Annotated in this window: 20 protein-coding genes and 1 pseudogene; 13 read left to right on the forward strand and 8 right to left on the reverse strand. The window is 70.6% G+C overall.

From position 1 onward, the window contains the following. Positions 1–17 precede the first annotated feature (17 nt). Together AB0M08_RS23130 and AB0M08_RS23135 are read left to right on the forward strand one after the other, a co-directional pair. The gene (locus tag AB0M08_RS23130; RefSeq protein ID WP_364496707.1) at positions 18–140 is read left to right on the forward strand and encodes a hypothetical protein; all 123 of its coding nucleotides are present in this window, start codon (positions 18–20) and stop codon (positions 138–140) included. 17 nt (positions 141–157) lie between these two features. Continuing rightward, positions 158–463, forward strand: a complete 306-nt coding sequence (locus AB0M08_RS23135; protein WP_364496709.1) for a hypothetical protein — start codon at positions 158–160, stop codon at positions 461–463. A gap of 211 nt (positions 464–674) precedes the next feature. Here the strand turns inward: AB0M08_RS23135 and AB0M08_RS23140 are convergent, their stop codons facing one another. Beyond that, complete coding sequence (locus AB0M08_RS23140; RefSeq protein ID WP_364496712.1) at positions 675–848, reverse strand: hypothetical protein; 174 nt, start codon at positions 846–848, stop codon at positions 675–677. A 76-nt stretch (positions 849–924) separates the two neighbouring features. Then, the gene (locus AB0M08_RS23145; protein ID WP_364496715.1) at positions 925–1,059 is read right to left on the reverse strand and encodes a hypothetical protein; all 135 of its coding nucleotides are present in this window, start codon (positions 1,057–1,059) and stop codon (positions 925–927) included. Between the two features lie 759 nt (positions 1,060–1,818). On the opposite strand from AB0M08_RS23145, the gene tuf reads away from it, so the two are divergent. Next, entirely contained in the window at positions 1,819–3,009 is a 1,191-nt protein-coding gene (gene tuf / locus AB0M08_RS23150) for an elongation factor Tu (protein ID WP_364496718.1), read from the forward strand. Between the two features lie 248 nt (positions 3,010–3,257). Here the strand turns inward: tuf and AB0M08_RS23155 are convergent. Further along, positions 3,258–3,599: pseudogene (locus AB0M08_RS23155) on the reverse strand (transposase); the annotation flags it as partial. A gap of 102 nt (positions 3,600–3,701) precedes the next feature. On the opposite strand from AB0M08_RS23155, the gene AB0M08_RS23160 reads away from it, so the two are divergent. The 3 genes from AB0M08_RS23160 to AB0M08_RS23170 all read left to right on the forward strand — a co-directional run bounded on the left by AB0M08_RS23160 (position 3,702) and on the right by AB0M08_RS23170 (position 6,264). Then, positions 3,702–4,616, forward strand: coding sequence for a hypothetical protein (locus AB0M08_RS23160; RefSeq protein ID WP_364496721.1), 915 nt, complete (start codon positions 3,702–3,704; stop codon positions 4,614–4,616). A 78-nt stretch (positions 4,617–4,694) separates the two neighbouring features. Continuing rightward, the gene (locus AB0M08_RS23165) at positions 4,695–5,681 is read left to right on the forward strand and encodes an NAD-dependent epimerase/dehydratase family protein (RefSeq protein WP_364496723.1); all 987 of its coding nucleotides are present in this window, start codon (positions 4,695–4,697) and stop codon (positions 5,679–5,681) included. 10 nt (positions 5,682–5,691) lie between these two features. Continuing rightward, a complete protein-coding gene (locus AB0M08_RS23170) occupies positions 5,692–6,264 on the forward strand; it encodes an exonuclease (RefSeq protein ID WP_364496726.1) in 573 nt (190 codons plus the stop codon). 27 nt (positions 6,265–6,291) lie between these two features. On the opposite strand, the gene AB0M08_RS23175 is transcribed toward AB0M08_RS23170, so the two are convergent. Further along, on the reverse strand, positions 6,292–7,455 hold the full coding sequence (locus AB0M08_RS23175; RefSeq protein ID WP_364496729.1) for a beta-1,3-glucanase family protein: 1,164 nt from the start codon (positions 7,453–7,455) through the stop codon (positions 6,292–6,294). Positions 7,456–7,624: 169 nt separating this feature from the next. Between AB0M08_RS23175 and AB0M08_RS23180 the strand changes: the two genes are divergently transcribed. Next, positions 7,625–10,423: a M36 family metallopeptidase gene (locus AB0M08_RS23180; protein WP_364496732.1), complete on the forward strand. Its 2,799-nt coding sequence runs from the start codon at positions 7,625–7,627 to the stop codon at positions 10,421–10,423. Positions 10,424–10,663: 240 nt separating this feature from the next. On the opposite strand, the gene AB0M08_RS23185 is transcribed toward AB0M08_RS23180, so the two are convergent. From AB0M08_RS23185 to AB0M08_RS23200, 4 genes are all read right to left on the reverse strand, one after another. Beyond that, on the reverse strand, positions 10,664–13,000 hold the full coding sequence (locus AB0M08_RS23185) for a heavy metal translocating P-type ATPase (RefSeq protein ID WP_364496735.1): 2,337 nt from the start codon (positions 12,998–13,000) through the stop codon (positions 10,664–10,666). Between the two features lie 13 nt (positions 13,001–13,013). After that, on the reverse strand, positions 13,014–13,883 hold the full coding sequence (locus tag AB0M08_RS23190) for a hypothetical protein (RefSeq protein WP_364496738.1): 870 nt from the start codon (positions 13,881–13,883) through the stop codon (positions 13,014–13,016). Continuing rightward, a complete protein-coding gene (locus AB0M08_RS23195; RefSeq protein ID WP_364496813.1) occupies positions 13,880–14,092 on the reverse strand; it encodes a heavy-metal-associated domain-containing protein in 213 nt (70 codons plus the stop codon). The genes AB0M08_RS23190 and AB0M08_RS23195 overlap by 4 nt, the downstream gene beginning before the upstream one ends. A 123-nt stretch (positions 14,093–14,215) precedes the next feature. Further along, complete coding sequence (locus AB0M08_RS23200) at positions 14,216–15,295, reverse strand: XdhC/CoxI family protein (RefSeq protein WP_364496740.1); 1,080 nt, start codon at positions 15,293–15,295, stop codon at positions 14,216–14,218. A gap of 91 nt (positions 15,296–15,386) precedes the next feature. Between AB0M08_RS23200 and AB0M08_RS23205 the strand changes: the two genes are divergently transcribed. The 6 genes from AB0M08_RS23205 to AB0M08_RS23230 are packed head-to-tail and all read left to right on the forward strand — an operon-like array spanning position 15,387 to position 21,657. Further along, entirely contained in the window at positions 15,387–16,259 is an 873-nt protein-coding gene (locus tag AB0M08_RS23205) for a xanthine dehydrogenase family protein subunit M (RefSeq protein ID WP_364496743.1), read from the forward strand. Further along, the gene (locus AB0M08_RS23210) at positions 16,259–16,729 is read left to right on the forward strand and encodes a (2Fe-2S)-binding protein (RefSeq protein ID WP_364496746.1); all 471 of its coding nucleotides are present in this window, start codon (positions 16,259–16,261) and stop codon (positions 16,727–16,729) included. The genes AB0M08_RS23205 and AB0M08_RS23210 overlap by 1 nt, the downstream gene beginning before the upstream one ends. Beyond that, complete coding sequence (locus tag AB0M08_RS23215) at positions 16,726–19,083, forward strand: aerobic carbon-monoxide dehydrogenase large subunit (RefSeq protein ID WP_364496749.1); 2,358 nt, start codon at positions 16,726–16,728, stop codon at positions 19,081–19,083. Before AB0M08_RS23210 ends, AB0M08_RS23215 begins: the two co-directional genes overlap by 4 nt. 8 nt (positions 19,084–19,091) lie before the next feature. After that, the gene (locus AB0M08_RS23220) at positions 19,092–19,985 is read left to right on the forward strand and encodes an XdhC family protein (protein WP_364496751.1); all 894 of its coding nucleotides are present in this window, start codon (positions 19,092–19,094) and stop codon (positions 19,983–19,985) included. Beyond that, positions 19,982–20,839 carry a MoxR family ATPase gene (locus AB0M08_RS23225; protein WP_364496753.1) on the forward strand — a complete coding sequence of 286 codons (858 nt, stop codon included), beginning with the start codon at positions 19,982–19,984 and terminating at the stop codon, positions 20,837–20,839. The genes AB0M08_RS23220 and AB0M08_RS23225 overlap by 4 nt, the downstream gene beginning before the upstream one ends. After that, positions 20,836–21,657, forward strand: a complete 822-nt coding sequence (locus AB0M08_RS23230) for an SRPBCC domain-containing protein (protein WP_364496756.1) — start codon at positions 20,836–20,838, stop codon at positions 21,655–21,657. The genes AB0M08_RS23225 and AB0M08_RS23230 overlap by 4 nt, the downstream gene beginning before the upstream one ends. Positions 21,658–21,717 lie beyond the last annotated feature (60 nt).

Consider the following 21,717-nt stretch of genomic DNA (forward strand, 5'->3'; position numbering starts at 1 on the left):
AATGGCAGCATGAAGGTATGGCGAACGAGCTTCCGAGCGAGTCGAGCTGGGCCGGGGTCGTCTCCGGTCGGCGCGAGATGCCTGAAGTGATCGAGAGGCGTGCGAGGGCGGCGGCCGCCCGCATGCGCGAACTGCTCTGATGGGAGGGGAGGCCGGCATGCTCGATGCAACCGTGCCCGGGAAGACCGACCACTTCGGGTTCTCCGCGTCCCGGTCCACCAGGTCGACCCGGACCAGCACCGACCCGCTTCTCCCGGACGTGATCCGGCGTGATGCCTGCGTCGGCGAGCGCGGTGGCCAGCGCGTCGTCGGTGCCGATCGTGGCCGGTGCGGGCGTGCCGATCTCCGGGGAGAGCGAGGAGGTCACGCGCAGGACCTCGCCGTCCTTGACGGTGACCGCGGCCTGGCCCTCGAACGCGGCGGGCAGGTCGCCGAAGCGCTGGCGGAACAGAGTCCCGTTTAGCCCCGCCTCCTCCCTCTTTCCTTTCCGTCCTTTCCGCCAGCATTGCGCAGAACAGCGCGCCCTGCTCGATCGCGTCATCCAGGGCGATGTGGCTGTGCGGGAAGTCCCCGAACCAGCGCTTCGGCATGCTCCGCTTGACCGTCTTGCGGAACTCGGCCGGCTCCCGCTGATCCTCCCGGCAGGCTTTCCACGCCTCCGGTTGCGTGCCCCATCACTCCATCGTCTTCGGGTGCCCGACCGCCCCTTCGAGCTCGACCAGGTTCGCGCTGAACGTCCCGATCAGCTTCCCCTCGGCGGTGTAGGCCGCCGACCCGAAGCTCAGCAGCGGATGCGGCCCGGGTATGGGCCCATCGGTCTCGACATCGGTGTTGACATAGATCTCCACGGCCGGAGTCCAGGTCGGCCACACAACGCACCAGGACCATTGATCGCGCCCCTCGGCGCGGACGTGCAGATCCCGATCAACGTCCCCCTCTGGCGAAGGCGAACATCAGCAGCATGAGTAGGAAGCCGAACCAGAAGTTCCAGATCGAGTTGAGCCGGTAGTAGGCCCGGACGGGCTTCCCCCGACGGGTGTGCGACTTGACGAAGGGCACGGTGCGACTCCTTTACACCTGACTGCTGATGAGGCCGATGACCACGATGAGGATCAGGAACCCCAGCAGGGCCCCGGGAAAGCCCTCGCCCGATCCGGAGGGCGCCGAGGTGGGCGTTCGGTCGACGTTCCGGTAGTGGGACCGGACATACGTACCGTCCTCGCGGCGGTGGGCGCGGACGCGAACGCTTCCCGTGTCGCGGACGGCCCTGGGGGTGCTTCGTCGGTAGTGCGGTCGGACCCACCGGCCGTTGCGGTAGTGCCCGGAGACGTGCGGCATTGATCCACTCTCCGTGATCAATAAGTGAAGGATGACGATGAATTCTGGCGCGGCCGTACGACACTTTTGCCGTCGCCTCCGCGTTGATGAGAGTGCGAATTGGCTGATCAAGGCGCTGTTGCGGCTTTGATGGCATCTAGGCGATCCGGCGCTCACCTCGACATGCGCCTTAGTGGACATTCGCTACTTTGAGTGACATTCGGGCTGCCCTATGGGCGTGCGCGGTTGCGACGGGAAATTCGATCGCGACAGTCGGCGTCGGGGGCTACCGTGCTGTGCATGTTCACGCCCGGTCTGCAGCTACCCCTCGCGGTGGCTCCCGTGTGCGTGTTTATCGGCGCCGATACGCGACTCTGACCCTTCCCCACCGGCAGCGGAACCCCGGGGAAGGGTGGCTGCATCCTGCGTGGGTTCTGGCGCGACCGTTCTCGTGTCGCGTACCGAGGAAATCTTCTCGACCTTGCCTCCAGTGAGGAAATCATGGCCAAGAGCCAGTTCATGCGCACCAAGCCGCACGTCAACATCGGCACGATGGGGCACGTCGACCACGGGAAGACGACCCTGACCGCCGCGATCACCAAGGTTCTCGCCGACCGCGACCCGGCCGCCAACCGGTACGTCGCGTTCGAGGGGATCGACAGGGCGCCCGAGGAGGCGCTGCGCGGGATCACCATCACGATCGCGCACGTCGAGTACGAGACCGCCACCCGCCACTACGCCCACGTCGACATGCCCGGCCACGCCGACTACGTGAAGAACATGATCACGGGCGCGGCGCAGGTGGACGGCGCGATCCTCGTCGTGTCGGCGCAGGACGGTTCGATGCCGCAGACGCGGGAGCACGTGCTGCTCGCCCAGCGGGTCGGGGTGCCGTACCTGGTCGTCGCGCTGAACAAGGCCGACACCGTCGACGACCCGGAGCTGCTCGACCTGGTCGAGCTGGAGGTCCGTGAGCTGCTGTCCGTTTATGGCTTCCCCGGCGACGAGGTGCCGGTGATCCGGGTCAGCGGCCTGCGTGCCCTGGAGGGCGACCCACGCTGGACGGCGTCGGTCGTCGAGCTGCTCGACGCGGTCGACGCCTACGTGCCGGTCCCCGAGCGGTCGACGGTGGAGCCGTTCCTGATGCCGATCGAGAACGTTCTGTCGATCAGCGGGCGGGGCACCGTCGTCACCGGCCGTGTCGACCGGGGTTCGCTGCGGGCCGGCGAGCCCGTCGAGGTGGTGGGTCTCGGCCCGACGATCTCCAGCGTCGCGATCGGCCTGGAGAGCTTCGGCAAGGTCCTCGACGCGGCGGTCGCCGGCGACAACGCGGCGATCCTGCTGCGCGGCGTGAAGCGCGACCAGGTCCAGCGTGGCCAGGTCCTCTCCGCCGTCGGCAGCGTCCGCCCGGCCCGGATCTTCCGGGCCCGGATGTACGCGCTGACGTCCGGCGAGGGCGGCCGCCACACGCCGTTCGAGGCGAACTATCGCCCGCAGTTCTACTTCCACACCACCGACGTCTCGGGAGGGATGAGCTTCGGCGACCGCGACGTGGTCATGCCCGGTGACACGCTGGAGTCGGTGACGGTCACGCTCGGCAAGGAGGTCGCCCTCGAGCCCGGCATGGGCTTCGCGGTCCGCGAGGGCAACCGCACGGTCGCCGCCGGCACGGTCACCACGATCATCTCCTGACCGACCCTGATCGCCGTGGTCTGGCTCTCTGCCGGGCCGCGGCGATTTTTTCGGGTTCTACTACAGAGGTTGATACAGAGGTTGAAAGGTTGAGGTCCGCCTGATCTTGGTAGTTCGGGGTCGAGGGTCATGCCGGTGCTGGCGAGGAACCCGGCGAGGAGGCCGGTCTGTTGCTGGCAGGCGCGTAGGCGGTGTTTGACCAGGTCGGCGAGGTGGTCGACGCCGCGGGCGGCGATGTTGGTCAGGCCGCGTTTCATCCACCGCCAGACGCCTTCGGTCGGGTTGAGGTCGGGTGCGTACGATGGCAGCCGGATCATGGTCAGTTGCGTAACGATGCGGCGGACTGTTTGCCGTCGCCGACGGCGAGCAGCAGGTCGAGCAGACCGTGACACGAAGGCGTGAACGAGACGTCCCCGGACAGCGGCACGGGCGACGGACCGGCGATGAGAGCACGGCCGTTTCAACATCATCTGGTAAGGCCGAGAATGATCGGCGTTCGCATGAATCCTTCGCTGCCGGCCGGTGACGCGACCGGGTGAGTGCGCGCGTGTCGGATGATGACCGGCGGCTTGTGGCTCCGGGGCCGTCATAGGGTGACTCGTAAGTCGGCTCCCGGGACCGCTCGGGCCGAGTGGTACCCGAGGGAGTCGCCGGTGGGCAGAACCGGTCTCCCAACCGATTCCGCCGGATCGATGCGGCAGCTGGTGTCCGCTCTCGGCCCGGCCGTGGCGCTGGCCGGCTTGGCGATCGCGGGCGTGCTGACGTTCGCCCTGGCCACGGTCGAGCCCGGCGGTCCGCGTACCGCGGCGTTCATCGCCTCGGAGAACTACGTGATCTGGCGGCTCCTGGTCGTCCTGCTGGTGCTGATGTCGCTGACCACCGGCGCGGCCGGCTGGGCGCGGCTGACCGTCCTGCGGCGCCGCTACCCGGCGGCCACTCTCACGCCGTTCCTGACGGCCCTTCCGCTCGGCATTCTGGTCACAGCGGCGTTGCCGTGGCTGAGCCAGCGGACCCCGGCCATGACCTGGAACATGCTCAGCGTCCGCATGGCGGTCGTCGCGGTCGTCGTCACCGTCGCGGCGGGGCCGTCACTCGCCATCCTCTGGATGGTGCGGGAACGGCTCGGCCGGTTGAGTCCCGGCGACGGCGATCAACCCGCCGACCGCAGTCCCGGCGTGCTGATCGGGGAGTTGCTGGCGCTTCGCCGGACTGCCGGTGACGCCGTCGGAGTCCTTGCGGCGATCATCTCGCTCACCGTGGTCAACACCGGTCAACTGCGGAACACGTATCTCGCCGCGGGGGCATCACCCGCCGATGTGCCGGTCACCGGAGTGATTCTGTACGGTGCGTTCTTCGCGGCCCTGCTGGCCTTCCTCTATCTACCCGTTCACGCCCGATGGCGAGCCGGAGCCGAAGCGTTGCGCGAGTCCCTGTTCCCGATCCCGCCGACCGGACGGCCGGACGCCGACTGGTCCGATGGCCGTCAACGCCTCTCCGTCCTGCTCCTGCTGGACAAGGGCGTTCCCGGCGTTCTCGGCGGGATCCTCCTGGTCGGTTCGCCGTTCCTGGTCAGCCTGGTCGGCTGTTTCGTCCCGGTGTCCCGATAGATTCGCCGTGGTGGGCGATCTGCGTCGCGTGGACGGGGTCGGAACCGGATTTCCGACGGGAACGGAGAACGCTGAACCATGCCGGGTGATCACGGGGGCGTCGACGGGGCGGCCGGGCCGGTGCTCGTGACCGGTGCGAGCGGCTTCATCGGCAGCCATCTGGTCGACCGTCTCGCCCGGGACGGAAGGCCGGTCGTCGGCGTCGACCTGCGCCCGGCCGGCGACCGTTTCCAGCAAGGCGTCCAGCATGACGTCCAGCAAGGCGTCCAGCACGACGTCCGGCACGACGTCCGGCAGGGTGTCCGGCACGTCGTCGGTGACCTGCGGTCGATGGAGATCGCGGCCCTGCTCGACGGGATCTCCACCGTGGTGCACCTGGCCGGGCTGCCGGGAGTGCGCCCGTCCTGGGCCCGCTTCGAGGAGTACGTGGAGTCGAACGTCCTGGTCACCCGGCGGCTCCTGGAGGCCTGCACCGCACGTGGCGTCACCCGCCTGGTGGTCGCCTCCTCGTCCAGCGTCTACGGCGACCGGGAGTCCGGGGCGATGGCCGAGGATCAGCCGCCCGCCCCGGTCTCGCCGTACGCGGTCACCAAGCTCGCCGCCGAGCACCTCGCCCTGGCCTACGCGGCCCGCCCGGACAACGATCTCACCGTGGTCGCGCTGCGCTTCTTCACCGTGTACGGCCCCGGCCAGCGACCCGACATGCTGATCTCCCGCATCATCGGCGCGGTGCGGGACGGCGCGCCGATCCGCGTCTACGGCGACGGTTCCCAGCGCCGTGACTACATCTACGTCGACGACGTGGTGCGGGCGGTCGTCGCGGCGACGCGGGCGCCGGCCGGCAGCGGGGTCTGCAACGTCGGCACCGGCCGGGAGATCTCGGTGAACGACGTCATCGCCCTGGCCGGCGAGCTGATCGGCCGGGAGCCCGTGGTGCGGTACGAGGCACCGCGCCCCGGCGACGTCGGCTTCACCCGGGCGGACGTGAGCCGCACCGCCGCGGTGCTCGGCTTCCGCGCGGAGGTCCCGTTCCGCGAGGGACTCCTGCGGCACATCAAAGCCTAGACTGCGGCCCGTGGAGATCTATGTCAGTACGGATGTCGAGACCGACGGGCCGATTCCCGGGCCCCATTCGATGCTGAGTTTCGGGTCGGCGGCGTACCGGGCGGACGGCTCGCTGATCTCCACGTTCGCCGCCAACCTGGAGACGCTGCCGGAGGCCGCCGGTGATCCGCGCACGACGGCCTGGTGGGAGACGCAGCCCGAGGCGTGGAAGGCGTGCCGCGAGGACCCGCGGAATCCCGCCGAGGCGATGCACGCGTACCGGAACTGGCTGGACCGGCTTCCGGGGAAGCCGGTCTTCGTCGCCTATCCCGCCGGGTTCGACTTCACGTTCGTGTACTGGTACCTGATCAGGTTCACCGGGACGAGCCCGTTCTCGCACTCCGCGCTGGACATCAAGTCGTACGCGATGTCGCTGCTCGGCACCGAGTTCCGCAAGACCGTCAAGCGGAGCATGCCGAAGCGCTGGTTCGGCGATTTCCCGCACAGCCACGTCGCGCTGGACGACGCGATCGAGCAGGGTGCGCTGTTCTGCGCGATGCTGGCGGAGCGGAACGAGCGGCGGGCTACACCGGGCTCAGCGTGATGCTGGCGGAGCGGAACGAGCGGCGGGCTACACCGGGCTCAGCGTGATCGCCGCGGACGCCGGGTTGCTGCTGCTCACCAGCGACTCGAAGCCGCCGACGTCGTCGAAGGCGAACGCGTAGGCCTTACCGTCGACCATGTTCTGGTGGATCAGCCGGGCGTACTGGTTGGTCGGCGTGGTCACGTAGAACGTCGAGGCGTCGGTGCTCGGCTGGGTGTCGACGGTGCCGAGCGTGGTCCGGTTCATCGCGGCGCAGAGGGTGCGCGCGATCGGCCCGACCACGGTGTCGTTGGGCGCCGCGAGGTTACCCGCGCACTCCCAGACGTCGACCGGCGTCGGCTTGGTGAAGCTGGCGACGGTCGTACCCGAGGTGTTGGTGAAGGTCATCACGGAGCCCGAGGTCTTCCCGTAGTACTTCACGCTCGGCTGGTCCGCGAACGGCACCACGGTCAGCGTCTTGGTGGTGTACGCGTTCCACGCGCTGGTGATGTACGACTCGAAGAACGTCGAACTGCTCAGCCCCTTGCCCGGCGCGAGCACCCGCAGCACGGTCCCGTCCGAGCGGGTGTAGACCAGGCTCGCGAAGTTCGACAGCCCCTTGATCCCGTCGATGATGTTCTGCCGGCCGCCGGAGACGGGCGTACCCGTGGTGGCGGTGACGCCGCTGCCGTCGGTGACCTGGACCTTGTGGATCAGCCCGAGCATGTCCACCTGCGAGCTGTTCAGCCACAGCCCCGCGTCGTTGTAGGTGAACTCGCTCCAGTCGAAGAGCGTGTCCCGGTTCGTGTCGCTCGCCGACCAGGGCGCCGGCTGCACCAGCGCACCGCCGGTGACCAGGTAGAAGTTCAGTTTCTTGGCGAGCGAGAAGTAGACCCGTCCGGAGATGCCCCGGGGGATCTTCAGACTGACACTGCTCCCGTACGCCGGACCCGGGATGGAGACGTCGGGCGCGGCGACCGGCGGCACCGACCCGCCCGACCAGGCGGTGAACGTCCCGGCCGCGTTGACGTACCCGAGCTTGCCGGTGCTCAGGTCGGTGCCGAGCACGTAGAGGTAGACCGCGTCGCTCCGGCCGGTGTTGTTGCTGACGGTGAGCGGCAGCAGGGCCGGCCCGACCGCCTGCGCGGGCGCCGCGAGGGTACCGAGGAGAGCGAGCACGATCGCTGCGAGGACAGCTGTTCTTCGTCGCACGGGGGAGCTCCCTTCACGAGGGGGGATGAGACGGGAGAGCGCTCTCACAGCGTGGCCGATCTCCGTGGGGCCGGTCAAGATAGGTTTCTTTCTTATTTCGTACGATCGGAGCGCCGGAGTGTGGCCCCGCGCCATAGCAATCGACAAGCATCTATGAAAGAGTGCTCGGGTGCGGACATCAGCGCTCGCCGCTCTCGCCCTCGTCCCGGCTCTGGTCGCCGTCCCGGCTCCGGCCCCCGCGGCCCCCGCGGCGCCGACTCCCACCCCCGTTCCGGCCTCCGGCGACGAGTACTCCCTGGTCGACAACCGGCCACCCGCCGTCGCCGCCCGCCGCGCGCTCGCCGGCGACGCCGACGTCACCCGCTGGAACGACCTGGGCACCCCGGCGTCGCTCTTCCGCACCACGGGCGGCGTGCTGGCCGAGGGCCCGGCCGGCACGCCGGAGACCGTCGCCCGCGCCTTCCTGACCGATCGCCGCGCCACCTTCTCGCTCGCCGCGGACGACGTCGGCGACCTGGAGACGATCGCCGTCACGCCGGTCGGCAGCGGTGCGGTCGTCCTGCTGCGGCAGCGGTTCGGCGGCCTCCCCGCCGCCTTCGAGGGCCAGGTCGCCGTCACGGTGAAGGACGGCGACGTGCTCCGGGTCAGCGCGTCGCTCTCCCCGGACACCGGCGCGCCGGCACCGGCCGTCATCGGCGCGGACGACGCGACCGCGATCGCGCTCGCCGACGCGGGCATCGCGCCGGATCACGTGCGGGAGTCCCGGGTCCGCGAGGTCGCCGTGCCGATGCCGGGCGAGGACCCGCGCGCCGCCTGGGAGGTCGTCGCGGTCGGCGACGACCCCGGTCACCCGCTCGGGTACACCACGTACGTCGACGCGCGGGACGGCTCGGTGCTGGTCCGGGTGAACCTGGTGGACTTCGACGAGGAGAACCCGACGTGGTCGGTCTTCCGCAACGCACCGGGCCTGACCGGCGCGGACACCAGGGAACTCTGGTGCGGCACGGCCGCCGCGGGCTGCGCCGAGACCGCCGTCGACCCGGTGACCGGGCACGCCTGGGACCAGACCGCGGTCGAGGGCACGCCGACGCGTACCACGATCGGCAACAGCGCCCAGACGGTCCGCTACTGGCGGGACGGCTCGCTGGCCACGTCCGAGCCGAGCGCCACCCGGGACTACACGTACCCGTTCACCAACCAGTGGAACGCGAGCGGCTGCGACCCGGCCGCGCTGACCTCGGAGGCCGCCGCCGACAGTGACGCGGCGATGGCGAACCTCTTCGCGATGCACAACCGGATGCACGACTGGTCCTACGGCCTGGGCTTCACCGAGGCCACCTGGAACCTGCAGTACGTCAACACCAGCGGGTACGGCGAGGGCGGCGACGCCGAACTAGGCCTGGCCCAGTCCGGGGCGGCGACCACCGACGTCCGCAACAACGCGAACCAGATCACCGCGCCGGACGGGATACCCGGCATCACCAACATGTACCTCTGGCAGCCGGTCGCCGGCCGCGGCTACGCACCCTGCGTGGACGGCGACTTCGACATGACCGTGATCGCCCACGAGTACGGCCACGCCATCTCGAACCGCATGATCGCCGGGCCGGAGGAGGGCATCTCGTCACAGGAGGGCGGGGCGATGGGCGAGAGCTGGTCCGACCTGATCGCCATGGAGTACCTCTGGGAGAGCTACGCCCGGCCCTCCGGGGTCACGCCGTACGTGCTCGGCGCCTACGTGTCCGGTGACACGCAGACCGGGATCCGGAACTACGACATGAGCGCCAGCCCGCTCAACTACACCGACTACGGCTACAACGGCTACACCGAGGAGCACGCCGACGGGGAGATCTGGAGCGCGGCCAACTGGGACGTCCGCGAGGCGATGCTGAACCGGTACTCGTACGGCGACTGCCAGACGCTCGACTCCTGCCCCGGCAACCGTCGCTGGATCCAGCTGGTCTTCGACTCGTTCCTGCTGCAGGGCACCGGCGAACCCAGCATGGTCGACATGCGGGACAACATGATCACCGCGGACCTGCTGCGCTTCGACGGCGCGAACGCGGACCTGCTCTGGAACGCCTTCGCCCGGCGTGGACTCGGCGCCGGGGCGACCAGCGACGCGTGGAGCGCGGACCCGACCGCCTCCTTCGCCTCGCCGTACGGTGAGAACCTGCAGTTGACCTTCAAACCGGGCGGTGACGCCTCCGGCAGGCCGGTGCGCCTCTACATCGGCGACTACGAGGCGGGCGCGACCCCGGTGGCCGACACCGACCCGGACACCGACCTGCCGGACACCTTCATCGTCACGCCCGGCACCTACCGCTTCCTGGCCGTCGGCCCGGGTCTCGGCGCGAAGCGGTTCACCCAGACCGTGTACGGCGGCGGCGTCACCAGCACGATCGCGGTCGTGATGCCCCGCAACCTCGCGTCGACGGCGAACGGCGCGGTCGTCGACGGCGGCGGCTTCTCCGGCGCGCTCGGCGACGACACCGAGTCGACCACCTGGGTCTGGGACCGCCCCGTCCGCGACGCGAACATCGACCTGGCCGGCGACGATCCCACGCTGATCTCCCGGGTCCAGCTGAGTGCGTTCCCCTACCAGTACTACACACCGGGCGGGATGTTCGCCGGCGTCCGCAGCTTCGAGATCCAGGCCTGCAACGCGGCGACGGGCGCGGACTGCACCACCGACGAGGCCTACACCACCGTCTACACCAGCCCGGACGACGCCTTCGACAGCGGGAACTTCCGCCCCAAGCCGCCGGACCTGCTCCTGAAGTCCTTCACGATCCGCCCGACGCTCGCCACCCACCTGCGGATGGTCGCCCTGACCAACCAGTGCACGGCCAACCCCCGCTACATGGGCGAGAAGGACAGCGACCCGCGCACCGCCACCGACTGCGCCGCCAACTCCTCCTACGACGCCTGGACCTACGTCGGCGAGTTCCAGGCCTTCGCCTCCTGACACCGGGCGTGATCGACTTTTCATGATCAACTGCGGGTTTGATCTTTGTGGCTGGCGTTCAGGGGTCTCTCGGAGCGCCTGAGGCACCCCGGACCGCCAGCCGGCCGGGCTGAGACACCTCGGAGCGCCAGCCGGACCGGCCGAGGCACCCCGGACCGCCAGCCCACCGCCGTCCGGTGGGTCTGACCGGCAGGGTCTGACCGGCAAGGGCTGGGCAGGGGCTGGCCGGCAGCCATGACCTCAGGTGGACGGGGTGAAGCGGCGGAGGCGGAGGCTGTTGGCGACCACGAAGACCGAGGAGAAGGCCATCGCGGCGCCGGCGATCATCGGGTTGAGCAGGCCCGCGGCGGCCAGCGGGAGGGCGGCCAGGTTGTAGGCGAAAGCCCAGAACAGGTTGCTCTTGATGATGCGCAGGGTTCGGCGGGCGAGGCGGATGGCGTCCACCGCGGCGGTCAGGTCGGCGCGGACCAGGGTGAGGTCGGAGGCCTCGATGGCGACGTCGGTGCCGGTGCCCATGGCCAGGCCCAGGTCGGACCGGGCCAGGGCGGCGGCGTCGTTCACCCCGTCGCCGACCATGGCGACGACCTTGCCGGACTTCTGCAGGCGTTCCACCACGGCGACCTTGTCGGCGGGGAGGACCTCGGCGATCACCTCGTCGATGCCGGTCTCGGCGGCCACGGCGCGGGCCACCCGCTCGTTGTCGCCGGTGAGCAGGATCGGGGTCAGGCCGAGGCGGCGGAGCCCGGCGACGGCGGCGGCGCTGGACGGCTTGATCGCGTCGGCGACCGAGAGCACCCCGCGGGCCTCGCCGTCCCAGCCGGCGACGATCGCGGTGCGGCCGGCGGCCTCCTCCGCGGCGGCGGTGGCCGCGATCTGATCGGGAACGGTCCAGCCCTCGCGCTCCAGCAGGGCGGGTCGCCCGACGAGGACCGAGCGGGCGCCGACCTTTCCGCGTACCCCCAAGCCCGCGAAACTGACGAAATCACTCAGCGTGAGCGAATCGCCCGGCTGGAGCCCGGCAGGCACGGAAGCCGCGGTCACGGCTGCGGAAGGAGAGGACGCGGGCGCGGACGAAGCGGCGGGCGCGGACGAAGCGGCGGGCACGGAAGGGGCGGCGGGCACGGAGGGGGCGGCGGGCACGGGGGCGGCGGTGGTGACGGCGCGGGCGATCGGGTGTTCGGAACCGGACTCGGCGACGGCGGCGTAGAGCAGCAGCTCGTCCCGGTCGACGCCGGGAGCGGGGTGGACGGCGGCGAGCGTCATCGTTCCGGTCGTCACCGTGCCGGTCTTGTCGAGGAGGATGGTGTCGACGCGGCGGGTCTGCTCCAGCGCCTCGGGGCCCTTGATCAGGAGGCCGAGCTGGGCGCCGCGACCGGTTCCGACCAGCAGGGCGGTCGGCGTGGCCAGGCCCAGGGCGCACGGGCAGGCGATGATCAGGACGGCGACCGCGGCGGTGAGGGCGGCGGACCAGCCCGCGCCGGTGCCCACCCACCAGCCGAGGGTGGCGACGGCCAGGGCGATCACGATCGGGACGAAGACGCCGGAGATGCGGTCGGCGAGGCGCTGGACCTCGGCCTTCCCGGCCTGGGCCTGCTCGACCAGCCTGGCCATCTGCGCGAGCTGGGTGTCGGCGCCGACCCGGGTGGCCCGGACGATCAGGCGGCCGCCGGCGTTGACCGTGCCGCCGGTGACCGGGTCGCCGGGGGAGACCTCGACCGGGACGCTCTCGCCGGTGAGCAGGGAGCGGTCGACCGCCGAGGCGCCGTCCTCGATCACGCCGTCGGTGGCGATCTTCTCGCCGGGGCGGACCACGAAACGGTGGCCGGGGGCGAGCCGGTCGATCGGCACGCGGGTCTCGGTGCCGTTTTCGATCAGGGTGACGTCCTTGGCGCCGAGTTCGAGCAGCGCGCGCAGGGCGGAACCGGCGCGGCGCTTGGCGCGGGCCTCGAAGTACCGCCCGGCCAGCAGGAACGTGGTGACCCCGGCGGCGGCTTCCAGGTAGATGTTGCCGGCGCCGTCGCTGCGCGCGATGGTCAGCTCGAACGGGTGGACCATTCCGGTCATCCCGGCGGTGCCGAAGAAGAGCGCCCAGAGTGACCAGCCGAACGCGGCCAGCGTGCCGAGTGAGACCAGGGTGTCCATGGTCGCGGCGCCGTGCCGCAGGTTGGTGAACGCGGCCCGGTGGAACGGCCAGCCACCGTACGTGACGACCGGCGCGGCGAGGGTCAGCGAGAGCCACTGCCAGTAGTCGAACTGCCAGCCCGGCACCATGGCGAGCAGGACGACCGGGACGCTGAGCACGGCCGAGATCAGCAGCCGGTCCCGAAGCGGATCCGATGTTTCTGGCACTTCAACTTCAGTAGGAAGTTTCGCCGTATATCCGGTTTTCTCGACCGTAGCGATCAGGTCGGCGGCCGTCGCCTCACCCTGAACAGTGACCGACGCCTTCTCGGTGGCGTAGTTGACGGTGGCGGTGACCCCGTCCATCCGGTTCAACTTCTTCTCGATCCGGGAGGCGCAGGACGCGCAGGTCATGCCGCCGATCTCGAGCTCGATGAGCTGCGGAGAGGTGATCATCGCAGCCTCCTTCTCAGCTGTGCGCGTGGCCGGCGGACGTGGTGGCGGTGAACTCGGCCAGGTGCACCTTCCCGCCGTGCCGGAACTCCAGGTAGAGCCGATAGGTCCCGGCCGACGGGACCGATGCCGCGAAGGCCAGGTCCGGCCCGGCGACCGTGCCCTCCTGCGGATGCATGTGCTGGTAGGCGAGGTCACCCTCGCGCAGCGCGACCAGATGGCCGTACGACCCCAGGTACGGTTCCAGCGTGACCGGCGTCCCGTCCCTGCTGACCGAGATCGCCAGCCAGCCCGCCCCGGTCGCGGAGGGGTCGCCCGCCCGCGTGACCGTGTAGCCGTCCACGGTGGCCGAGTAGCCGGCGGCGGGCAGCGTCCGCGGCCGGTAGTCGCCGGGGGCGGGCAGGTCGACGCCGAGCACGTACCCCTCGGCGCGGGCGCGCGGCTGGAAGTCGGCGAAGGCGCGGTACTGACCGGCCTCACCCACGGTGACCTGTGCCGACCATGTGCCGTCGGCGGCCATCGTGGGGTGGAGATGGTGATAGTCCGCGAGATCGCGCCGCACCACGATGAAGTGCAGGTCGCCGGTGAACTGGGTGACCGGCTTGCCATCCGGGCCGATGATCCGGAAGCGCACCGTCTGCGCCCTACCCGGGGTCAGCTCGGCGGTCACCGGTGACAGCGTGTATCCGTCGTCGGTGACCTGGAGCCCGCCCGCCTGGACCGCCGCACCGGTGTGCCCGGCGTGCTCGCCGGCCTCGGCGGAGTGACTGGGGTGCGCGACCGTGGGCGTCTCGTCCGGATCCAGCAGGCGACCCGCCCCGATCGCGACACCGAAGATCAAGACCAAGCTTCCGGCGTACGCCGTGAGCTTCGCCCAGGTCCTCATCTGACGCCGGCCAGCTCGTATCCGGCCTCGTCGACGGCGGCCCGGACGGCGGACTCGTCGAGCGGGGTGTCGCTGGTGACGGTGACCGCGCCGGCCGGGACGTCGACCTCGACCGCGGTGACGCCGGGCAGCGCGCTGACCTCGGTGGTGACCGCGTTCGCACAGTGCGAGCAGGTCATGCCGGTGACGGAGTAGGTCGTGGTCGCCATGGTGAAGTCCTCTCGTCGGATCGTCACCACCACCCTACACCCATACCCCCTAGGGGTACCCGAGGCACCGGGTGAGGCGTGTCGCCGGGCCGCGGCACGGCGACGGCGGCCCGGCGGGAGCGGTCAGGAGCCGTGGATGGGGGTGGAGAGGTCGCTCAGGGCGGCGCCCGAGCCGTTCCAGCGCAGGGCGGTGATCTCGGCGGCGACCGCGACGGCGGTCTCCTCCGGGGTGCGGGCGCCCAGGTCGAGGCCGATCGGGGCGCGCAGCCGGGACAGTTCGGTCTCGGCGAGCCCGGCGGCGCGGAGCCGGGTGACGCGGTCGGCGCAGGTACGGCGGCTGCCCATCGCGCCGATGTACCCCGCGGGGGTACGCAGGGCCACCTCCAGCAGCGGCACGTCGAACTTCGGGTCATGGGTGAGTACGCAGATGACGGTGCGCTCGTCGACCTCGGTGGCGGCGAGGTACCGGTGCGGCCAGGCGACGACCACCTCGTCCGCCTCCGGGAAGCGGGCCGCGGTGGCGAAGACCGGGCGCGCGTCGCAGACGGTCACCCGGTACCCGAGGAACCGGCCGATCCGGGCCACCGCGGCGGCGAAGTCGATCGCGCCGAAGACCAGCATCCGGGGCGGGGGAGCGTACGACTGCACGAAGACCTCGCGGTCGCAGGCCTGGACCATCGCGGTGGTGCCGTGCGCCAGGTGACCGGCGGCCTGCTGGGCGGCGGACCGGTCCAGTTCCGGGTCGCCGAGGGTGCCGGTGACCCGGTCCCCGGCGACCGCGAGGAACGCGCCGGGTATCGAGGCGGTGGCGACCGGGCGGCCGGTCTCCACGAGATCGAGTACCGCGTCGATGCCCTCCAGGGCCGGCTGCACCAGCACCTCGATGGTGCCGCCGCAGGTCAGGCCGACCGAGAGCGCGTCGCCGTCGCTGACGCCGTACGTGAGCTGCTGAGGTTTTCCGGTCTCGATGACCTCCTCGCAGGCGGCGTAGACGGCGCCCTCCACGCACCCGCCGGAGATGCTGCCGACCACCTCGCCGTGCTCGCTGACCGCCATCGCGGCGCCCGGCGGTCGCGGAGCGGACCGCCACGTGTGCACCACGGTGGCCACCGCGAAGGCCGTGCCCTCGGCACGCCAGGCGGCCAGTTGACCGGCGATCTCCCGCATCCGAGCACGATCGGCGATGACCTTGCTGCTCGTCAACGGCAGATTAATAGATCGCTTAGGTAGCTGTTGACATTGGATCTGAGGGGGCGGAGGGTCACCGGCTAATCCAGGAGGTGTGAGGGTGCAGGTGCCGGCTCCGTTTGAGTACGAACGAGCGACCAGCGTGGAACAGGCCATCGGTCTGCTGGAACGACTGGGTGGATCGGCCCGGCTCGTGGCGGGCGGGCACAGCCTGCTGCCGATGATGAAGCTGCGGCTGGCGAACTTCGAGTATCTGATCGACATCAACGATCTGCACGACGAACTGGGCTACATCCGGTTCACCGGCGACGAGGTGCGGATCGGCGCGATGACCCGGCACCGTGAGCTGCTGGAGTCCGACGAACTCGCCGCGGTCTTCCCGATCTTCCGGGACGCGGAGCGGGTGATCGCCGATCCGGTGGTCCGCAACCGGGGCACGCTCGGCGGTTCGCTCTGCCAGGCCGACCCGTCCGAGGACCTCTCCGCGGTCTGCACCACGCTCGACGCGAGCTGCGTGATCCGCGGGCCGGGCGGTGCCGAGCGGGTCGTCTCGATGGAGGAGTTCCACGTCGGGCCGTACGAGACCGCGGTCGCCGAGAACGAGATCCTCACCGAGATCCGCTTCCCGTTCAAGCCGGAGAAGTGCGGCAGCGCGTACGCGAAGGTCGAGCGCCGCGCCGGTGACTGGGCGGTGGTCTCGGCCGGTTCCGCGGTCTGGATCGCCGAGGACGGCACCATCGCCGACGCCCGGGTGGGGCTGGCCGCGGTCGGCCCGAACACCACCGGCATCCCGGAGATCTCCGCCGCGCTGCATGGTCACGCGCCGTCGGAGGAGCTGTACGCCGCGGCCGGTGTCATCGCCGCGAACAGCTGCGACCCGGCGACCGACCAGCGGGGGACCGCCGAGTACAAGCGCCACCTGGCGAACGAGCTGACCAAGCGGACGCTGCGGCGCGCGGTGGAGAGGGCACAGGGCTGATGCGGGTCACGATGATCGTCAATGGTGACGAGGTCACCCGGGAGATCGAGGGCCGGACGCTCCTCGTGCACTTCCTGCGCGACACGCTCGCGCTGACCGGCACCCACTGGGGCTGCGACACGTCCAACTGCGGGACCTGCGTGGTCTGGCTGGACGGCGAGCCCGTCAAGTCGTGCACCGTGCTCGCCGCGATGGCCGGCGGCCACGAGGTGCGTACCGTGGAAGGCCTGGCCAAGGGCGCCGAGCTGGACCCGATCCAGGAGGGTTTCCGGCAGTGCCACGGCCTGCAGTGCGGCTTCTGCACCCCCGGCATGCTGATGACCTGCCGCGCGCTGCTCGACCGCAACCCGGACCCGAGCGACGCAGAGATTCGTGAGGCTATCTCCGGGCAAATCTGTCGATGCACCGGTTACTCCAGCATCGTCCGTTCGGTGAAGTGGGCGGCTGAGAATCAGGCGGTGAAGTCATGACCAACGACCTGAAGCCCGTCGGCTACGGCCGCATGCTGCGCAAAGAGGACCCACGGTTCCTCCGCGGCCGGGGGAGGTACACCGACGACGTCCAGCTCCCGGGCATGCTCCACCTCGCGATCCTCCGGTCGCCGTTCGCGCACGCGAGGATCGTCAGCATCGACACCAGCGCGGCCGAGGCCTCGCCCGGCGTCAAGGCGGTCGTCACCGGCGAGGCGCTGAAGGGCCTCGGCCTCGCCTGGATGCCCACGCTCTCCAACGACGTCCAGGCCGTGCTCGCCACCGACAAGGTCCGCTTCCAGGGCCAGGAGGTCGCGTTCGTCGTCGCCGAGGACCGCTACCAGGCCCGCGACGCGCTCGAACTGATCGACGTGGAGTACGACGTCCTCGACCCGGTGATCGACGTCCGTCAGGCGCTCGCCCCGGACGCCCCGCTGATCCGCGACGACCTGCAGGGCAAGACGAACAACCACGTCTTCGACTGGGAGACCGGCGACGAGGCCGAGACCGAGCGGGTCTTCGCCGCGGCCGACGTGGTCGTCTCCGAGGACATCGTCTACCCGCGCGTGCACCCGGCGCCGATGGAGACCTGCGGCTCGGTCGCCGACTTCGACCCGGTCGAGGGGAAGCTCAAGCTCTGGTCGACCACCCAGGCGCCGCACGCGCACCGGACGCTCTACGCGATCGTGGCCGGCATCCCGGAGCACAAGATCCAGGTGATCTCGCCGGACATCGGCGGCGGCTTCGGCAACAAGGTGCCGATCTACCCGGGCTACGTGCTCAGCATCGTCGGCTCCATCGTCACCGGGAAGCCGGTGAAGTGGATGGAGGACCGCTCGGAGAACCTGATCAGCACCGGCTTCGCCCGGGACTACATCATGCGCGCGGAGATCGCGGCGACCCGCGAGGGCAGGATCCTGGCGATCCGTACCAACGTGCTCGCCGACCACGGTGCGTTCAACGGGACCGCGGCGCCGGTGAAGTACCCGGCCGGGTTCTTCGGCGTCTTCACCGGGAGCTACGACCTGGAGGCCGCGTACTGCAAGATGACTGCGGTCTACACCAACAAGGCGCCGGGCGGGGTGGCGTACGCCTGCTCGTTCCGGATCACCGAGGCGGTCTACCTGGTCGAGCGGATCGTCGACGTGCTCGCCTACCAGCTGGAGATGGACCCGGCCGAGCTGCGGCTGAAGAACTTCATCAAACCCGAGCAGTTCCCGTACGAGACCAAGACCGGCTGGGTGTACGACTCCGGCGACTACGAGCCCACCATGCGCCTCGCCATGGAGATGGCCGGGTACGACGAACTGCGCCGCGAGCAGGCGGAGAAGCGGGCCCGCGGCGAGCTGATGGGCATCGGCATCTCGTTCTTCACCGAGGCGGTCGGCGCCGGTCCGCGCAAGGACATGGACATCCTCGGGCTGGGCATGGCCGACGGCTGCGAGCTGCGCGTCCACCCGACCGGTAAGGCCGTGGTCCGGCTCTCGGTGCAGACCCAGGGCCAGGGGCACGAGACGACGTTCGCGCAGATCGTCGCCGAGGAGCTGGGCATCCCGCCGGACGACATCGACGTGGTGCACGGCGACACCGACAACACGCCGTTCGGGCTGGGGACGTACGGCAGCCGCTCCACCCCGGTCTCCGGCGCGGCCGCCGCGCTGGTGGCCCGCAAGGTCCGGGACAAGGCGCAGCTGATCGCCTCGGCGATGCTCGAGGTCACCGTCGCGGACCTGGAGTGGGTGAAGGGGAGTTTCCAGGTCAAGGGCGACCCGGGGCGGGCGGTGACGATCCAGGAGATCGCCATGCGCGCGCACGGCGCCGGTGACCTGCCGGACGGGCTGGAGGGCGCCCTCGAGGCGCAGATCTGCTACAACCCGTCGAACCTGACCTATCCGCACGGCGCGTACATCTGCGTGGTCGACGTCGACCCGGGCACCGCCGAGGTGAAGGTGCGCCGGTTCATCGCGGTCGACGACTGCGGTACCCGGATCAACCCGATGATCATCGAGGGCCAGGTGCACGGCGGACTCGCGGACGGCGTCGGGATGGCGCTGATGGAGATGATCGCGTTCGACGAGGACGGCAACTGCCTCGGCGCCTCGCTGATGGACTACCTGATCCCCACCGCGCTGGAGACGCCCGACTGGGAGACCGGATACACGGTCACCCCGTCGCCGCACCACCCGATCGGGGCCAAGGGCGTCGGGGAGTCGGCCACCGTGGGGTCGCCACCGGCGATCGTCAACGCGGTGGTGGACGCGCTGAAGCCGTACGGGATCCGGCACGCCGACATGCCGCTCACCCCCAGCCGGGTGTGGGAGGCCATGCAGGGCCGGGCGACCCCGCCGATCTGATGGCCACCATGATCTCCGAACGCGTATCCCAGCTGGTCGCGGCGCGACGGCCGTTCGTGCACGCCACCGTCGTGCGGGCACAGGAGCCGACCTCGGCACGGGCCGGCGACGACGCGGTGATCCTCGCCGACGGGTCCATCGAGGGCTTCGTCGGCGGGGTCTGCGCGGAGTCCTCAGTGCGTACCGCAGCCCTGGGCACCCTCCGCGACGGCAACACCGTGCTGCTCCGGGTGCTCCCGGACGGTACGGAGTTCCCGGAGGCGCCCGGTGCGCTGGTGGTGGCGAACACCTGCCACAGCGGGGGCGCGATCGAGATCTTCCTGCGGCCGGTGCTGCCCCGGCCGCTGCTCTCCGTGGCCGGCGCGACCCCGATCAGCGCGGCGGTCCGGGAACTGGCCGGGTTCCTGGACTTCGAGGTCGTCGCGGGGCGGGACTTCGGCGGCGTGACCGCGGTCGTCGTCGCCGGGCTGGGCCGCGACGAGGAGGCCGCGATCCGGGGCGCCCTGGACGCGGGGATCGGCCTGATCGCGCTGGTCGCCAGCCACACCCGCAGCGCCGTCGTGCTCGACGCGATGGACCTGACCGACACCGAACGTGCGCGGATCCGGGCGCACCCCGGACTCGACATCGGTGCGCGTACCCATAAGGAGATCGCCCTCGCCGTGCTGGCGGAGATCGTCCGGGAGATGCGGACGGGCGGTTTGACCGCTCCGTCGCCCCCGGCGGCCACTGCCGCGGAGCTCCTCACCATCGGGCCCCCCGTACCAATGAGTGGGGACGCTCCGCGGCAGGAGGTCGATCCGGTCTGCGGGATGACCGTGCTGGTCGGCCCGGACACCCCGAGCGCGGCGGGACACTACTTCTGCTGCGCGGGATGCCGGAAGAAGTTCCTGGCGGCGTGAGATCGCTCGATGAGGTCCGGGACCGGCTCGACACCGTCGACTACCTCGCCGACGAGGGTCTGGCGATGGCAGTCTTCCTCGCCCTGCGCCTGGGTAAGCCGTTGCTGCTGGAGGGCGAGCCCGGCGTCGGCAAGACCGCGTCCGCCAAGGCGCTCGCGCTCGCCCTGGACACCCCGCTGATCCGGCTGCAGTGCTACGAGGGCCTGACCGCCGGCGAGGCCCTGTACGAGTGGAACTACCAGCGCCAGCTCCTCGCCATCCGGCTCGCCGAGGCCCGCGGTCAGGAGCTGGCCGACGCCGACCTGTTCGGCGCGGAGTACCTGCAGGAGCGCCCGATCCTGCGCGCCGTGCGCCATCCGGGCCCCCGCCCGCCGGTCCTGCTGATCGACGAGATCGACCGGGCCGACGACGAGTTCGAGGCGCTGCTCTTCGAGTTCCTCGGTGAGGCCGCGATCACCATCCCGGAGCTGGGCACCTTCGCCGCCGCCCGCCCGCCGGTCGTGGTGCTCACCTCGAACCGCAGCCGTGACCTGCACGACGCCCTGCGCCGCCGCTGCCTCTACCACTGGATCGAGTTCCCGTCCCCGGAGCGGGCCGCGGCGATCGTCCGCCGCTCCGTCCCCGGCGCCGCGGAGCCGCTGATCCGCAGCACCACGGACTTCGTCGGCCGGGCACGCTCGCTCGACCTGGACAAGTCTCCCGGCCTCGCCGAGACCATCGACTGGGTCTCCGCGCTGGCCGCGCTCGGCGTCACCGACCTCGTCGACCCCGTGGTGCCCGGGACCCTCGGCACCATCGCCAAGACCCCTGACGACCGCCTCGCCGTCGCCGCCCTCCTGGGAGATCCAACATGAAGATCAACAACGAGTTCACCGTACGCACCACGATCGACCACGCGTGGGCCGTCCTGACCGACCTGCCCGGCATCGCCCCCTGCATGCCCGGTGCCCAGCTGACCGGCGTCGACGGCGACGACTACAAGGGCAAGGTGAAGGTCAAGGTCGGCCCGGTCGTCTCCGAGTTCACCGGCACGGCCCGCTTCACCTCCCTGGACCCGGCCGGATACCGCGCGGTCATCGACGCGAAGGGCCGCGACCCCCGCTCCGCCGGCGCCGCCTCGGCCGCCGTGACCGCGGTCCTGACCCCGGACGGCGACAGCACCCGGGTCAGCGTCGACACCGACCTCAAGATCAGCGGCAAGCTGGCCCAGTTCGGCAGCGGCATGATCAAGGAGGTCTCCCAGAAGCTCCTCACCCAGTTCGTCACCAACCTCGAGGCCAAGCTGGCCACCGAGTCCCCGGCACCCACCCCCTCCGATGCGGACGTCCCCGCGCCGGTCACCCCTGTGGCTGGTGCTGAGGGGTCTCTCACCCCTCCTCAGGCACCCGTGAGTGCCAGCCAGGACCCGGCGCCGGCCGACATTCCGCCCGTCTCCGCTGCTCCCGCGTCTGCTGTTCCCGTGCCTGCTGTTCCCGTGTCTGCTGCTCCCGTGTCTGCTTCGTCCGTGCCGGCTGGGGCTGAGGCCGTGGGGGGTTCGGTCGTCACCGCGGAGGCCGAGCCGATCGATCTGCTGGGTGTCGCGGGTGGCTCGATCTACAAGCGACTCGTGCCGGTCGGGGTCGGCGTGGCCGTGGTGGCCGCGGTCGTGATCTGGCTCGTTGTCCGCAACTGAGCACGAGCGGGTGGCGTCGGCGGGCGAGGCGCTGACTGGAACTGATCGCTGGGGAGCGGC

This window comes from Actinoplanes sp. NPDC051851 (genome assembly GCF_040681165.1).
In the GTDB taxonomy this organism is placed as follows: Bacteria; Actinomycetota; Actinomycetes; order Mycobacteriales; family Micromonosporaceae; genus Actinoplanes.